General features: G+C 29.0%; 15 protein-coding genes. 8 read left to right on the forward strand and 7 right to left on the reverse strand.

The genetic code is table 11. The features are described from left to right. Nucleotides 1-971 precede the first annotated feature (971 nt). Nucleotides 972-2,306, forward strand: a complete 1,335-nt coding sequence (locus tag ACN0WB_RS06665; RefSeq protein ID WP_417430109.1) for a trigger factor — start codon at nucleotides 972-974, stop codon at nucleotides 2,304-2,306. A gap of 263 nt (nucleotides 2,307-2,569) precedes the next feature. On the opposite strand, the gene ACN0WB_RS06670 is transcribed toward ACN0WB_RS06665, so the two are convergent. Then, entirely contained in the window at nucleotides 2,570-3,154 is a 585-nt protein-coding gene (locus tag ACN0WB_RS06670) for a DUF3109 family protein (RefSeq protein WP_417430111.1), read from the reverse strand. 30 nt (nucleotides 3,155-3,184) lie between these two features. Continuing rightward, nucleotides 3,185-4,090, reverse strand: coding sequence for a DUF6427 family protein (locus ACN0WB_RS06675; RefSeq protein ID WP_417430112.1), 906 nt, complete (start codon nucleotides 4,088-4,090; stop codon nucleotides 3,185-3,187). A gap of 42 nt (nucleotides 4,091-4,132) precedes the next feature. On the opposite strand from ACN0WB_RS06675, the gene ACN0WB_RS06680 reads away from it, so the two are divergent. Next, on the forward strand, nucleotides 4,133-4,366 hold the full coding sequence (locus ACN0WB_RS06680; protein WP_417430114.1) for a hypothetical protein: 234 nt from the start codon (nucleotides 4,133-4,135) through the stop codon (nucleotides 4,364-4,366). Between the two features lie 67 nt (nucleotides 4,367-4,433). On the opposite strand, the gene ACN0WB_RS06685 is transcribed toward ACN0WB_RS06680, so the two are convergent. The 5 genes from ACN0WB_RS06685 to ACN0WB_RS06705 all read right to left on the reverse strand — a co-directional run bounded on the left by ACN0WB_RS06685 (nucleotide 4,434) and on the right by ACN0WB_RS06705 (nucleotide 7,698). Next, a complete protein-coding gene (locus ACN0WB_RS06685; protein ID WP_417430116.1) occupies nucleotides 4,434-4,871 on the reverse strand; it encodes a universal stress protein in 438 nt (145 codons plus the stop codon). Nucleotides 4,872-4,922: 51 nt separating this feature from the next. Further along, nucleotides 4,923-5,528 (reverse strand): fumarylacetoacetate hydrolase family protein, encoded by a 606-nt coding sequence (locus tag ACN0WB_RS06690; protein ID WP_417430118.1) that lies wholly within the window; start codon nucleotides 5,526-5,528, stop codon nucleotides 4,923-4,925. A gap of 71 nt (nucleotides 5,529-5,599) precedes the next feature. After that, entirely contained in the window at nucleotides 5,600-6,016 is a 417-nt protein-coding gene (locus tag ACN0WB_RS06695; protein ID WP_417430120.1) for a hypothetical protein, read from the reverse strand. A gap of 101 nt (nucleotides 6,017-6,117) precedes the next feature. Beyond that, nucleotides 6,118-6,882: an exonuclease domain-containing protein gene (locus tag ACN0WB_RS06700; RefSeq protein ID WP_417430122.1), complete on the reverse strand. Its 765-nt coding sequence runs from the start codon at nucleotides 6,880-6,882 to the stop codon at nucleotides 6,118-6,120. 102 nt (nucleotides 6,883-6,984) lie between these two features. Next, nucleotides 6,985-7,698 (reverse strand): CDP-alcohol phosphatidyltransferase family protein, encoded by a 714-nt coding sequence (locus ACN0WB_RS06705; protein WP_417430124.1) that lies wholly within the window; start codon nucleotides 7,696-7,698, stop codon nucleotides 6,985-6,987. Nucleotides 7,699-7,812: 114 nt separating this feature from the next. Here ACN0WB_RS06705 and ACN0WB_RS06710 point away from each other — a divergent pair, with 114 nt between their 5' ends. The 6 genes from ACN0WB_RS06710 (at nucleotide 7,813) to ACN0WB_RS06735 (ending at nucleotide 15,821) form a co-directional block, all read left to right on the forward strand. Then, complete coding sequence (locus ACN0WB_RS06710) at nucleotides 7,813-9,741, forward strand: LTA synthase family protein (protein ID WP_417430125.1); 1,929 nt, start codon at nucleotides 7,813-7,815, stop codon at nucleotides 9,739-9,741. 137 nt (nucleotides 9,742-9,878) lie between these two features. Further along, nucleotides 9,879-10,298, forward strand: coding sequence for a DUF2147 domain-containing protein (locus ACN0WB_RS06715; RefSeq protein ID WP_417430127.1), 420 nt, complete (start codon nucleotides 9,879-9,881; stop codon nucleotides 10,296-10,298). Nucleotides 10,299-10,499: 201 nt separating this feature from the next. After that, complete coding sequence (locus tag ACN0WB_RS06720) at nucleotides 10,500-11,483, forward strand: pyruvate dehydrogenase complex E1 component subunit beta (RefSeq protein ID WP_417430129.1); 984 nt, start codon at nucleotides 10,500-10,502, stop codon at nucleotides 11,481-11,483. Nucleotides 11,484-11,563: 80 nt separating this feature from the next. After that, a complete protein-coding gene (locus ACN0WB_RS06725) occupies nucleotides 11,564-13,552 on the forward strand; it encodes a KUP/HAK/KT family potassium transporter (RefSeq protein ID WP_417430131.1) in 1,989 nt (662 codons plus the stop codon). Nucleotides 13,553-13,602: 50 nt separating this feature from the next. Further along, nucleotides 13,603-14,082, forward strand: a complete 480-nt coding sequence (locus ACN0WB_RS06730; RefSeq protein WP_417430133.1) for a Fur family transcriptional regulator — start codon at nucleotides 13,603-13,605, stop codon at nucleotides 14,080-14,082. Then, nucleotides 14,082-15,821, forward strand: a complete 1,740-nt coding sequence (locus tag ACN0WB_RS06735) for an OstA-like protein (RefSeq protein ID WP_417430135.1) — start codon at nucleotides 14,082-14,084, stop codon at nucleotides 15,819-15,821. The genes ACN0WB_RS06730 and ACN0WB_RS06735 overlap by 1 nt, the downstream gene beginning before the upstream one ends. Nucleotides 15,822-16,022 lie beyond the last annotated feature (201 nt).

Genomic DNA, 16,022 nt, shown 5'->3' on the forward strand with positions numbered 1-16,022 from the left:
TACTGCAACAAGCGGGAGAGTAGGTCGCCGCCAGTTTTTTTAGCCTCATACTTTTACTAGTTTGAGGCTTTTTTTTTGACTAGTTTAGAATTGGTTCACAATTCATTAATTAAAGCTTAATTTTGATTTAATATAAATATTAATTATTTTTATTAGTTATTTACGACAAGGTTTTAGCAATTTAAAATTCCAAATATTTATTTTAATGTAAGATTTTTTTGAGTGAATATCTTGGAGAGGAAGCAAAAAATGAGAGATAAAACATGTTCAATAGAACTATTATCTTTTCTCAGAATATGTATTTTAAACCAAAATTCTCAAATAAATACTTTCAATATCCACAGATTAGAAAATAAAAAAACTTATTTTAAAGGGTTTGGATCGCAATTTAAAAATTTCTCAATTTATTTAGAACTTTGTAAAGCACTGAAAAATTCCAAGTTTTTTCTTTTTTTAATTTACAATTTCATATAAAAAGAAAATTTTAAAAAAGAAAACTTTTCTTAATATATTTTTCTTCATTTAGAAATGTCTAGCTTTTTACAATTTGTCTAATATTATTTTTATAATCATTCATTATTGCTTTAAGATATTATTATAGAATTCGCTCTTTTGATTTATAAAAAATTACAGAAAAAGTATATTATTTAAATAATAGCGAGAGAACTTTGTGAGAGACAAAAATTTTTGTAAAAATTAAACAACATATTAACTACTTATTTCTAAAAATTATTTTCAAATAAAGAAAATAATTAAATATGTTGAATGCATTCAGATAGTTAATTATTCAAAAGAAAATAATTTATAAATTCTGTTGTGATTTAACTCTAAGCAAAGGAGTAATTAATATTTTATTTTAAAATAATTTGAGTTACAAGTCATAAAAAGTGGTTTCATTTAATAATTAGGGAAGTTTATTGCAAAATTTTAATTAAAATTCCTTACTTTTGCAACCTAAAAAATTGAATTAAATGAATGTTACAGCGACCAATCATGATGACGTAAGTGCTTTACTTACTGTGACCTTAGATAAATCTGACTATAAAGAAAAAGTTGATAAACAATTAATGAACTATGCTAAAAATGCACAAGTTCCTGGTTTTAGAAAAGGAAAAGTGCCATTAAGTATGGTGAAAAAACAATATGAAGCAGGCATTGCGTTTGAAGAAATTAACAAACAAGTTTCTGAAGGTTTAAACAATTATGTAAACGAAAATAATTTAAAATTAATAGGTCAACCAATTCCACAACCAGTTGATGAATTAGACCACAATGCAGAGCAATTAACTGTTGCTTTTGAAGTTGGTTATGAACCAAATTTTAAAATAGATTTAACAAAATATGAAGCGCCTTATTATAATGTAGAAGCAGGTGAAAAAGAAATTGGTCAAAGCATAGAAAATATGCAGAAAAGATTTGCTGAAAAAGAAGATCAAGAAAAATTAGGTAAAGATTCTTACATCACGCTTGAAATAAAACAAATAATAGAAGAGAGTGCAGAAGGAGAACACAATCACGCTCCAAAAAGTATTGCAATCAATAAAGATCAAAAAGAAGCTTTTGGATTAGTAAAATCTTTAAAAGTAAACGAATCTATAAAGGTGTCTAAAGAAGATTTGCTTTCAAAAGAAAATTTAGCAAAAGAGTTAGGTTTTAGTAAAGAAGAAACAGAACATTTACATCACAATGAAGTAGAAGTAACTGTAAAAGATTTTCATAATTTAAAATTAGCAGAACTTGATCAGGACTTATTTGATAAAGTTTACGGCGAAGGAAACATTAAATCTGAAGAAGAACTAAAAGCTAAAGTGAAAACTGAGTTAGATGAATATTTTCAGCAAAATGCAGATGTTCATTTTGTAAATAAAATTTTGGAAAAAATTACTGAAAAAGAAGAAGTAAAACTTCCGGAAGAATTTTTAGTAAAATGGTTATTGTTTTCAAATGAACAAATTCAAAATGAAGCTGAAGCGAAACAAGCTTTGGAGCAAGAAAGAAATCAATTAAAATATCAAATCATCGAAGGAAAATTGATGAATGATAACGAAATAAAATTAGATTACAATGATGTTCTTTTGCAAGCAGAACAATTGGTAAGAAACCAATTAGCAATGTATGGAATTCACCAAATTCCAGATTCTGAAGTACAAAAATACGCTGTAGAAATGCTTAAAAATGAAGAACAAGTTCGCCAAATTTCTGGTGAAGTGGCAATGGCAAAATTAAAAGATGTAATTTTAGAAAAAGCATCAAAGAAAGAAAGCAAAATCTCTCATGATGAATTTTTAGAAGAATTAAAAAAATAAGTCTCTCTAAAATAAAATAGCAAAAACCACCGAAATTTCGGTGGTTTTTCGTTGAAAAAAAAATCGAATATGAAAATGGTTTTTGCAGATTTAGCAAATCTCACAATTTTTTTTTTGAAATTAAATTTACTTAATCTGTCTAATCTGAAAGAGATTTAAAAAGTATCTGCAAGAATCTGTGAAATCTGTGAGCCATTTATTGCACACAAATTTTATAGATTCGCATAGAGATAAGTTTAAAAAAAAATAAAATCTGCGAGAGTTTACTTTCCGAATTCCTTTTTCCATTCTTCCGCTGCATCGCAAAGAGTTTCATAAAATTCTTCTCCATACTTTCTAATGAGTGGAGTTTTCAGAAATTTATAAACAGGAACGTGGAGTTCTTTTCCCAAAGTACACGCATCGCTACAAATTTCCCATTCGTGGTAATTGAGCGCAACAAATGTAGAATATTGATTTGCTCGAATTGGATAAAGATGACAAGAAATTGGTTTTTGCCAATCAATTGCGCCGTCTTCATAGGCTTTTTCTATTCCGCATTTTGTGACGCCATTTTTATCAAAAATTACATAAGCGCATTCTTTTCCTTCAATCATCGGTGTTACAAAATCGCCATCATTTGGGTCTAAAGTCCATGCACCTTGTTTTTCCAAAGCTTTCACGCCTTCTGGTCGCAAATAAGGTTTTACTTTTTCGTAAATATTTTCTAAAATTTCTGTTTCGTGTTTTTCTAAAGGTGCGCCTACATCTCCTTCTACACAACAAGCACCTTTACATTTGCTTAAGTTGCACACAAATTCTTCGGTAAAAAGATCTTCTGAAATTAATTTATCGTCTATCTGAATCATTTATTTTTTTAATTTTTTTATAATTTTTCTTTAAAAAAGGATAAAATAAGTTCCAATTTTAAATAAAATTACGCTTAATATTATTAACCAAATTCCCATTTCACGCATCCAATATTTGGGTAAAAATTTTAAATATCTTGCTAAAATTATACTCAATGGAAATGCTAAAAAAAGTAAATATTCATTATTTTCACCCATGTACATAAAAATTGTAATGAGTTGTGCAATGGTGAAAAGTAGAATGAAACCATATTTAAATCTACTTGAAGGACTTTGTTTATTGAAGTTATTAAAATGATCTAAAACTGCTAAAAAAAGAAGTATTGCAATTGGAATTAATAAATAAAGAGGATAAAAATTATCGGTTAATTTAAAATTACCAAATGGAAAATAATTATCATTCCAACTAGAATATCCTAAGAGATACATCAAACTGAAATAACTTAAGCCAATTAAAAGTCCACCAAATAATAATTTAAATAAATCTAATAATATTCTTTTAGAACTTCCTAAAATATGAATAATCACAAAGAAAATCATCGGCCAAGTTGGTGGTAAAAAAATAAAATTAATAATTATTAAAACTCCTACTAAAACATAAGAATCTTTTCGGATTTCTTCATCTGTACTAGACAAAAATAAAAGTAAAAATGAATTGGTGAAAAGTGAAACTGCAATTCCAATGTCTAAATCTCCCGGATAAAATGCGAAAATAAAAAATGTATAAAGAAAAAGTGGCAAATGCGATTGATAATTTAGTTTAATTTGGTTAAAAATGAAATAACCCAAAGCAAATCCAATAAAAGTTATAATAGCAGATGTGATGTTTAAATTATTGATGCTTAATGCATTAAATACCGAAAGTATTAAAAGCAAAAATGCCATATAAACCGGAATTGAAAATATATTGCTTTCTTTAGAAAGTAATCTAAACATTTTTTATAAATTTGTGCAAAGTTAATTTAAAATAGAAAAAAAATGACATCTTTCTGGTTATTCTTAAGTAGTGTATTTAAATGGAGTTTTGGCTTTTTTGATTTTGCCGGAAACGTGTTAAATTGGATTTTATTCTTTGTAGCTCTAGGTTTTTTCTGCTATTGGTGCTACATTTTAATAGTTCAGTTGGGCAATAATAAAGACAAAGAACACCATAATGATACTTATGGAAAACACCCTTATTATGATCCTAAAATCTATAATAAAGAAAACTAAATAATTGATTTACTAAAAAAGCCCGTCTTGTTAAAACAGGACGGGTTTTTTATTTTCCGTGGTTATTTTAACTATGAATAGGAATTACTAAAACTGGAATTTGTGAGCGTCTTGTTAATTCTTTTGTGAGACTTCCCACAAAAACATCATACATATTACTTCTTCCATGAGAACCCATTACAATATAACCTGCATTTTTTTCGTTCGCATATTCTAAAATTACGTCACCTGCAATTCCTTGTTTCATAAGATGTTCACAATCTACATTTTCTGCAATAATTCTTTGTTCTAAATTATTTAGTTCTACAAGTTCTTGTTTTACTTCATTTTGCTCAACTTCGGGGAAGTATTGAAATCCCATATCGCCAATTGCAAAACCAATATCCGTTGGTGCAACATGAATTAAACATATTTTGCCATTAATTTCTTTTGCGAATTTTATCGCGCCGTTTATCAACTTTTCTGTAGCTTCACTGAAATCTACCGGTAATACAATATTTATCATAAGATTTTCTTTTGTTTATTAAAGTTACATATTAAATTTCAACTAAAAAAATTATTGAATTCTTATATCAAATGCTTTTTCATCTTCTAAAAAAGCTTCCAAAATATCATTTTCCACAACTTTTCCTACGCCTTTTGGAGTTCCGGTAAAAATTAAATCACCCGTTTTTAAAGTAAAATATTTTGAGACAAATGCAATTATTTTTTCTGGACTAAAAATCATTAAAGAAGTATTTCCATTTTGCACTTCTTCCTTATTTTTAATTAAACTAAAATTTAAATTATTTAAATCAAATTTATCTTTTTCATAAAAATTTGAAACTACTGCAGAACCATCAAAGGCTTTTGCTAATTCCCAAGGTAAACCTTTTTCTTTTAATTTACTTTGTAAATCTCGCGCTGTGAAATCTATTCCCAAACCAATTTCATTAAAATATTGTGGCGCATTTTCTTCAGAAATATATTTACCACCTTTTGAAATTTTAAGCACAACCTCCAATTCATAATGGATGTCTTGTGAAAATTCTGGGATATAAAAATCTTTACCTTTTAAAATTGCAGTATCGGGTTTCATAAAAATGACAGGCTCTTTCGGCACTTCATTTCCCAGTTCTTTTGCGTGTTCTACATAATTTCTACCGATACAAATTATTTTCATATTCTATTTTTTTTACTTTGTCAAAGTTTTATCGAATTATGATTGTACTTTGACAAAGTTTAATTTTTCAGTTATTTCCCAAATTCATTTCCACAATAATAACAATTGTAAATATTTTCTTGTGAACCAAAGTTCAAAAAAGGCATTGCAAAACCGAAGATTTTGTCCGGATTATTATTCCGATACAAATGATTGGATCCACATTTCGGACAAACCAAATCAAAATCAGGATTAGAAATAGTATATTCTACTTCAATTTCCACATGTTCATTTTCTAAAAAATCTTTTAAAACTTTTTTTGCTTTTTCTTTATCATTATCAAAAACCTGAAGTTGAATCCCACCTAAAGCATTTGATAGAAGCCAATCCGATTGAATTGTTTGTTCATTTGCGATATAACTTATAATATCATTATCTGCTAAAATTTGTTTGTCACGGTTCGCTTCAATGCTATTTTGGTAATATTTAAACTTAACTAAATTCGGCATTTTTTTTATTTATTCTGACAGAAATGATACAAATTAAAAGCCAACTTCTCTGTTTTTTAGTTTAAATCTAAAAGCTAAAATCCAACGCCTAAAATCTAATTTTAAAACTTACTTTTCAGCTGAATTGCAGTTAACACTTTTTTAGTATAAAGTGGAAAATCAGCATTTTGAATCCACGAGTAATATCCCAAATCTTTTTGAAAAACTTCTTTCACCTTTTGACCTTTATATTTTCCAAACGCAAAAATTTCATTTTCATTTTCATCAAAATGAAGCATTCCAGCTAAATCTGCAAATTTTTTATGAAAAGAAAGTTCGTGCAAATGGTGAATTTCATTTGGGAAATCTTCATAATGTGCAATTTGAGCGTCCAAAACTTCAAACGTTGCCAAAACATCGGCTTCTGCAGAATGTGCATTTTCCAAAGGTTTTCCGCAATAAAATTTATAAGCCGCCGTCAAAGTTCGTGGTTCCATTTTATGGAAAATTGTTTGTGCATCCACTAATTTGAATTTGCTCAAATCAAAATCCAATCCTGAGCGCAATAATTCTTCTGCTAAAAGTGGCACATCAAATCTGTTTGAATTAAATCCGCCCAAATCTGTACCAGAAATCATTTCCATAATTTTGGGCGCAATTTCTTTAAAAGTGGGCGCATCTTTCACCTTTTCATTTGTAATTCCGTGGATTTCGAAACTTTCTGCAGGAATTTGCATTTCAGGATTTACAAGCCAAGTTTTGCTTTCTCTTGAAGCATCTGGATTGACTTTTAAAATACAAATTTCAACGATTCTGTCTTTGGAAATATTGGTTCCTGTTGTTTCTAAATCAAATATGCAAAGTGGTTTGTGGAGTTTTAAATTCATTTTATTTAATTGATGTTTGTCATTCTGAATGTAGCAAAGCGAAATGAAGAATCTGTTAGTTTAAAAGATTTTTCCTTCGTCGAAATGACAAATTGTTATTATTTATTTCAATTGTTTTTGAAAGATTAATGAAACCAAAATATAATACAAAATCACAAGTGGAATTCCCACAATTTTAAAAATAATTAAGATTAAAATACTTCCCAAAAGCAAAACTATTTTCGGAATATTATCTTGCCATTTCATTGATTTAAATTTCATCGCAATCATTTTTATTGGAGAAATTAAAAGCCAAGATGAAATGATTGTTAATAGAACTAAAGCCCAAGAATTATTAAAAATAAATCCAAAAGTTTCTTCTTCTAAAAACGCATAAAACAAACCAAAAATCAAAATCGTATTTGAAGGCGTATTTAAACCTTTAAAATAATATTTTTGATCTTCATCAAGATTAAAAATTGCTAATCTTAAACAAGAAAAAAGTGTAATTAAAAGTCCAAAATATTTTATTTCAAATGGTAAAGTAAAATTAAAAATTTCATTTCCAAATGGTTCCAAAGCTTTATACATCGCAATTCCCGGCAAAACCCCGAAAGTCACCATATCTGCTAAAGAATCTAGTTGCGCTCCAAGATTTGAATTAGATTTTAAAGCACGCGCAATAAAACCATCAAAAAAATCTAAAACAAGAGAAATTAAAATACAAATTGCGGTAATTTGATAATTTCCTTCTATTAAATTAATCACACCAATCGTCCCAGAAAAAAGATTTCCAAGAGTAAAAGCGTTCGCTAAATTATTTTTAATAAAATTCATAGACACAAAAGTAAGGTTTTTATTAAAAATTAGTTTTGTCTTTTCTCATAAAAACTAATTAATTCCGAAATCTGAATTTAATGTAAATTTGTAACGAATTTTTGAAAATTAAAAATGAAAAACATCAGAATACAAGAGATTTTCGCACTAATCTACCGAATTTTTTTAGCATTTTTCTTCTATCAAATAGCAAGATTTTTGTTTTGGTTTTTTAATAAAGATTTAATAAAAGTAGATTCTGTTTCAGATTATTTAAATATTTCATTTCACGGTTTTGCGTTTGATACCACTGCGATTTTATATGTGAATGCCCTTTTTATTTTACTGAGTTTAATTCCGATTCTTATCAATACTAAAAAACAGTATCAAACTTTTCTTTTTTACCTTTATTTCATTACAAATGGAATTGCGTATTCTCTGAACTTTGGCGATTTTATTTATTATAAATTTTCTCAAGCCCGATTAACTTCCGCTGCAATTGATGTTTCGCAACATGAAAACAATTTAGGAAAAGTTTTTTTTAATGCCATAATTGACCATCCTTTTGTTCTAATTTGGTTTGTAATTTTAATAATTCTTTGGATTTTTCTTTACAAAAAAGTGAAAGTTAAAGAACAAAAACCACGAGTTTTATGGATTTATTTTGTTTCATCAATCGTTACTTTACTCCTTGTTGCAACTTTAGTCGTTGGAGGAATTCGTGGAGATTTTAAACATTCAACACGCCCCATAAATTTAGTTGATGCAAACCGATATGTGAAAAATCCACTACAAGCAAACATTGTTTTAAACAGCGTTTTCTCATTTTTTCGGACCATAAATACAAATAATTTTAAGGAAGTTCATTTTGTGGATCAGAAATTTATTGATGAAAATATTAAATCAGAAAAGATTTATATTCGAGAAAATGCAGAACCAAAACCGAATGTGGTGATTTTTATTCTTGAAAGTTTCGCAAAAGAATATTCTGGAGCTTTTAATAAAAATACAAAAATTAAAAATTTTGTTTCTTACACTCCTTTTTTTGATAGTTTGGCGACGCAAAGTTTAATTGCAACAGATGCTTTTGCAAACGGAAGACAATCCATTCATGCGATGAGTTCAGTTTTAGCAGGAATTCCAAGTTTGACGGATGCTTTTACAAGTTCTCCATATTCTAATCAAAAAATACAATCTATTGTTTCGGTTTCAAATGAAATGGGATATGACACTTCGTTTTTTCATGGCGCCGCAAATGGTTCAATGGGATTTTTGGGATTTGGAAATATTTTAGGATTTAAACATTATTACGGAAAAACAGAATACAATAATGACAAAGATTTTGATGGAATTTGGGGAATTTGGGACGAACCTTTTTTTCAGTATTTCGCCAAAACATTAGATCAAAAAAAATCTCCTTTTATGGCGACTTTATTTTCAGTTTCTTCGCACGATCCGTTTAAAGTTCCAGAAAAATATAAAGGAAAATTTAGAAAAGGACCTTTGGAAATTGATGAACCAATTGGTTATACAGATTATTCTCTAAAAAAATTCTTTGAAACCGCTAAAAAAATGCCGTGGTATAAAAATACTATTTTCGTTTTAGTGGCGGATCACACCAATCAAATTTATTATCCAGAATATCAAAAAGCAATGAATAGATTTGCAATTCCAATTTTGTTTTTTTCGCCAAATCCTAAATATAATTTAAAAGGAGAATTCACGCAACCAGCTCAACAAATTGATATTTATCCAACTTTGGTAGATTTAATGGGTTACAATAAACCGTTTAGAAGTTGGGGTAGAAGTTTGGTTTCTGAAAAAAATGAACAACCAATTATTGTCAATTCTAATGGAACTTTGGAGCAGTTTATGATTGGAAATTATATTTATTTATTTAATGGAAAAGATTTCACGGGGATTTATCATAAAGAAGATTTAGGATTAGATAAAAATGTAATGAACAGTGAAAGAAATGCAGAAACTGAAAAAGGAAAGTTAATAGCAAAAGCGTGGTATCAAGATTATATGAATCGTGTTATTAATAAAAAATTGAATAAATAGATTTTTTAATTTAAATATTCACTTTAAATATAGAAATTTGGTATCGCATTTGTAAAGTATGTTATGAATAATTAAAAATTTGGTGTTTAACTTTTTTTAATTACTTTTATCCAATATAAAATTTAAATAATTTAAAAATGAAAAAAATAGTATTCGCAACATTAGCTTTATTCTACAGCGTTTTGTCTTACGCTCAAATTGAAGGAAAATGGAAAACCATAGATGATGAAACTGGAAAAGCAAAATCAATCGTAGAAATTTACAAAAAAGCAGACGGAAAATATTATGGAAAAGTCAGCCAACTCCTTATAAAACCAGAAAATAATAACTGTGTTAATTGTAAAGACGATCGTAAAAATAAACCTATTTTAGGATTAGAAATTATCCGTGGTTTATCCAAAGACGGAAATGATTTTGATGGCGGAACAATTACAGATCCAAAAAATGGTAAAACCTATAAATGTACTATTTCACGAGACGGAGATAAGTTAAATGTACGTGGCTACATTGGTTTTTCTCTACTTGGAAGAACACAAACTTGGATGAAAGTAGATTAAAATTATTTTTTAAAACATAAAAGCAACTTAGAACTAAGTTGCTTTTTTTGTTTTTAATTTCCAGAATAATTTAATTAAAAATAACTATTTTTGTACCTTAATTGTTCAAAATACTATGAAATCGCCTTTAACAAATTTGCAAAAAACACTTATGAAATTATGCGATTGCATTTGACCTTTTAAAACAATAAATAACTACATATGAAAGAATATACATTTCGCGAAGTAATTTGCCAAGCGATGAGCGAAGAAATGCGTAAAGATGAATCCATTTATTTAATGGGAGAAGAAGTAGCAGAATATAATGGCGCTTATAAAGCTTCAAAAGGAATGCTCGCTGAATTTGGTGAAAAACGTGTAATTGATACACCCATTGCGGAACTAGGTTTTACAGGAATTGCGGTTGGTTCTGCAATGAATGGCAATCGACCAATTGTAGAATATATGACGTTTAATTTCTGCTTAGTTGGAATTGATCAAATAATTAATAACGCGGCAAAAATTCGCCAAATGAGCGGTGGACAATGGAATTGCCCAATTGTTTTCCGTGGTCCTACTGCTTCTGCGGGACAATTAGGAGCGACACATTCACAAGCTTTGGAAAGCTGGTTTGCAAATATTCCTGGTTTAAAAGTAGTGGTTCCTTCAAATTGTTATGACGCAAAAGGGTTATTAAAATCAGCAATTCAAGATAATGATCCTGTAATATTTATGGAATCTGAGCAAATGTATGGTGATAAAATGGAAATTCCCGAAGAAGAATATTATCTTCCAATTGGAAAAGCAGATATTAAAAAAGAAGGAAAAGATGTAACTTTGGTTTCTTTTGGTAAAATCATGAAATTGGCTTTGCAAGCTGCGCAAGAGTTAGAAAAAGAAGGAATTTCTGTGGAAGTTATAGATTTAAGAACAGTTCGTCCATTAGATTATGATACGGTTTTAGAATCTGTGAAAAAAACCAATCGATTGGTAATTTTAGAAGAAGCGTGGCCGTTCGGATCAGTTGCATCAGAAATAACTTATATGGTTCAGCAAAAGGCTTTTGATTTTCTGGATGCTCCGATTAAAAGAATTACTACACCAGATGCACCTGCTCCTTATTCTTCAGAATTATTTGATGAATGGTTTCCCAAGTTAGAAAAAGTAAAAGAAGAAATAAAAAATGCATTATATATTAAAGCATAAATTTTAAAACTCCCATTTGGGAGTTTTTTTATGACTTGATTATTTTTTTTTACTTTACATTTGCACATATTTTTATCAATATGTCGCAAGATTTAATGAGCCATTTAAACACTAAAAAACTAACTGCTATTGGAGTTTTAGTTTCTTTAGGAATTGTTTTTGGAGATATTGGAACTTCACCACTTTATGTGATGAAAGCCATTGTAAATGCACGAACTGATGTTGCAAATATGCCGTTTGATCAATATATTGAAGGCGCACTGTCTTGTATTATTTGGACGCTTACTTTACAAACTACCGTAAAATATGTTTTTATTGCACTTCGTGCAGACAATAAAGGTGAAGGTGGAATTTTAGCACTTTTTTCTTTAGTAAAAAATATTAAAAAAGGTTGGCTTTATCTCATTGCCATAATTGGAGCATCTGCTTTGGTTGCAGATGGAGTTATTACACCTTCATTAACAGTAATATCTGCAATTGAAGGTTTGCAAATTTATAATCCACAAACGCCAGTTGTTCTTATAACTTGCATTATTTTATTTGTGATTTTTGGCGTTCAACAATTTGGAACTAATTCTATTGGGAAATTATTTGGACCAGTTATGGTCGTTTGGTTTCTAGTTTTAGGCGGTTTGGGATTATCTCATTTGGTGGATAATTTTACAATTTTAAAATCATTTAATCCTTATTATGCTTACAGATTAATTGTGCATTCACCGAGCGCCATAATTATTTTGGGAGCCGTTTTTCTTTGTACAACAGGTGCAGAAGCTTTGTATTCGGATCTTGGACATTGCGGCGCAAAAAATATAAGAGTGAGTTGGATTTTTGTAAAAACAATGTTGATTTTAAATTACCTGGGACAAGGCGCATGGATTTTAAAAAATTATGATGCAGTTCACAGCGGTGGAATAAATCCTTTTTTTGGTGTAATGCCGGAATGGATGCTAATTCCTGGAATTGTAATTGCAACAGCCGCCGCCATTATTGCAAGTCAAGCTTTAATTACAGGTTCATTCACTATTTTTTCTGAAGCCATGTCGCTCAATTTTTGGCCAAATCAAGAAATAGATTATCCTTCTGGTGTAAAAGGTCAAATGTATATTCCAAACATCAATTGGGGACTTCTGGTATTTTGTTTAATTGTGGTTTTACATTTTCAGCAGTCGGGAAAAATGGAAGCCGCTTATGGATTATCAATTACCATTACAATGTTAATGACAACTGTTTTACTAGGATATTGGTTGTTAAAAAAGCGAGTGAATAAATTTTTAATTCTTGCTTTTGGAATTGTTTATTTATCCATAGAACTTGGATTTTTTGGTGCAAATATTATCAAATTTTTCGAAGGCGGTTGGATTACCATAGTTTTAGCAGGTTTTATAGGAGTTTGTATGTTTGCTTGGTATAATGGAAGACTTATTAAAACGAGATTTATAAAATTCGTCAATCTTAAAGATTATATTTCTACCATAAAAGATATGAAATTAGATGAATCTATTCCAAAATTTGCAACTAATTTGGCTTTTTTCAGTCGTGCAAAAAGAGAAAGTGAAGTAGAATCAAAAATCATTTATTCCATTATTCGTTCTCAACCGAAAAGAGCAGATCATTATTTTATTTTAAATATCATTAATCAAGAAGATCCATATACTTTTAAATATAATGTTGATGAAATTTTACCAGGAACCATTTATAAAGTTAATTTCTTGCTCGGTTTTAAAGTAGATCGAAAAATTAACGACTATTTTCATCAAGTTTTAGAAGATTTAATGAAAGATGAAACGCTTCCTTCACGCAGTCCACATCCATCTTTAAGAGATCATAATATTCCTCCAGACCTTAAATATGTCATTATTGATAATGTTTATATTAATGAATATCTTCTTACCATTAAAGAGAAAATCATTTTAAATATTTATAACTTTGTAAAATATATTGGAAGCACAGATTTTAAATCTTATGGCGTTTCATCGCACAATGTAGTTGTAGAATCTGCTCCAATTTTAGATTTTAATGATAATCGCAAAAAAATTCAGCAAACAGAATTTAAACATTTTGATTCTTAAATCTTGACTTTTCAATTGCAAATAATTCATTAAATTTGATTATTAATATTATGATGAACGATACGCAAAAGGAACACAATCACAAAGTTATAAAAGAAGTTTTAAAACAGTATTTAATGGAAAAAGGCTTTAGAAATACGCCTGAACGTTATACTATTTTAGATGAAATTTATGAAATGGACCACCATTTTAATGTGGATGATTTGTATTTATTAATGATGCAGAAAAAATACCACGTTAGTAAAGCTACAATCTACAACACCATTGAAATTTTTCTTGATGCAGGTTTAGTCCGAAAACACCAATTTGGCGAAAAAACATTAACCTCTTCTTCTTACGAAAAATCTTATTTCGATAAACAACACGATCATCTCGTGATATATAAAACAGGTTCTGATAAAGAGATTGAAGAGATTGTAGAATTTTGCGATCCTCGAATTCAAAGTATTAAAGATTCCATCGAAGAAGTTTTTGGCGTTAATATTGATACCCATTCACTTTATTTTTACGGTTACAAGAAACCCAATTAATGAGAATTTTTCTAATATTTTTTCTTTTTTTTTCAATTAATATTTTTGCGCAAGTAGATTTAATTAATCCCAAACAAGCTGCACCAAAAGATCCTTTTTTTAATAAAACTGTAGATCCGAAAGCACAGCCAACGGAAAAAATAAAACTCATACATTCAGATTTTTTCTCAAAAAATCCTGCGGAATATGACGGAAATCCATATTTTTCAGGCAATGTTCAATTTAATCATCAAGGCTCCGTTTTAACCGCAGATCGCGTTATTTTTTATAAAGAAGATAATTTTGTAAAAGCCATTGGAAACGTAGTTTTAATAACTTCAGATGGCAATAGAATTACCGCCGAAGAAATGGAATACGATGGAAATACGCAACGTGGAATTGCTCGTAAAAACGTCGTTCTCACAGATCCGAAACAAACCATTAGAACACAAACTTTATATTATGACCGGGTTTCAAATCTTGCATATTTTAACACAGGGGGTACAATTACAGACGGACAAAACGTGATGTACACTAATTCTGCAACTTATGATTTAACCACTTCAATTATAGATTTTGTCGGCAATGTAAAAATTGATAACGCAGAATATCGTGTGGAAGGAAATAAAATAAAACAGAATCAAAATACAAATACTGCAGAATTTTCTGGGCCAACTTATATTATCAATAAAAAAAATTCTGCCAATTATATCTACACAGAAAATGGAACTTACCAAATGACTCAGAAAGAAGTTTATTTGAATAAAAATTCTAAAATTTTCTACAATGGTAAAATCTTAACTGGAGATAAAATGTATTTCAACCAAAATACAGGTTTTGGAACTTCAAAAGGAAATGTAAAATTAGATGATCCCAAAGAAAATCGCTTCGTAAAAGGCGGTTACGGAGAAATTTATCAGTTTAAAGATTCTGCAATGGTTACGGATAAACCTTACGCAGTAAAAATTTTAAAAAATGATTCTATTTATTTTTCTGCCGAAAAAATCCTCACTTATCAAAAACCAGATTCAAATTCAATTAAAAAAAGTTTTCTTCGAGCTTATAAAAAAGGTCGGCTTTTTAAATCGAATGCACAAGCAAGAGCAGATTCTATCAGTTTTAATGAAACCGATGGAATTATGCATTTAAACGGCGCACCAATTCTTTGGAGTGGTGCAAAACAAGTTACAGGCGATAAAATTGATGTTTTCTTTGATACTAAAAAAGAATTTATAGATTCTCTAAAAGTCATTGGAAACGCTTTCGTTATTAGCAAAGCAGATTCTTTAAATTTAAAAGATGAATTTAACCAAATCAAAGGAAAATTAATTACAGTTTATTACAAACAGAACGAAGTAAAACTCGCAAAAGTGATCGGAAATACACAAGCCATAACTTACGCAGATTCTCAAAATGAAAAGACAAAAGAGCTTGAGAGAATTGGCGTTGCACTCTCCACTTGTGGCACTATTGAAGCTGATTTCACGAATCAAAAAATTCAAATTATTTCCTGTAATATTGGTGCAAATTCAGACATTTATCCGATGAGTAAAATTTCTAAAAAGCAAAGATTTTTCCCGGATTTTAATTGGAATACAAAAGACAGGCTTCTGAAATGGCAAGATATTTTTAAAGATTCACCCAATAATCCAGAAATTATTTACACTTCAGATGATTCTATTTATCAAAAAGCTGAAGCAGAACGGAAAAAAATTGAAGAGAAAAATAAACCGAAGGAAATTAAACGAGAGCATCGGTAAATTTTTTGTCGTTGAGAGCAAGGCGAAGTAATCCCAAACTTAAAAGTTTATTCTCAGATGATTTTAAACTTCCACTTTGTCAAAGTTCTAAAGCGTAGAATCTTTACTTTGACAAAGTTTAAAAACAAACTCTTTCAATTTTTTGGAAGAGTTTTGTCATTCTGTAAGAATCTCAACGGCTATTTTTAGATATTTGAAAAA

Source organism: Halpernia sp., assembly GCF_048269545.1.
Lineage (GTDB): Bacteria > Bacteroidota > Bacteroidia > Flavobacteriales > Weeksellaceae > Halpernia.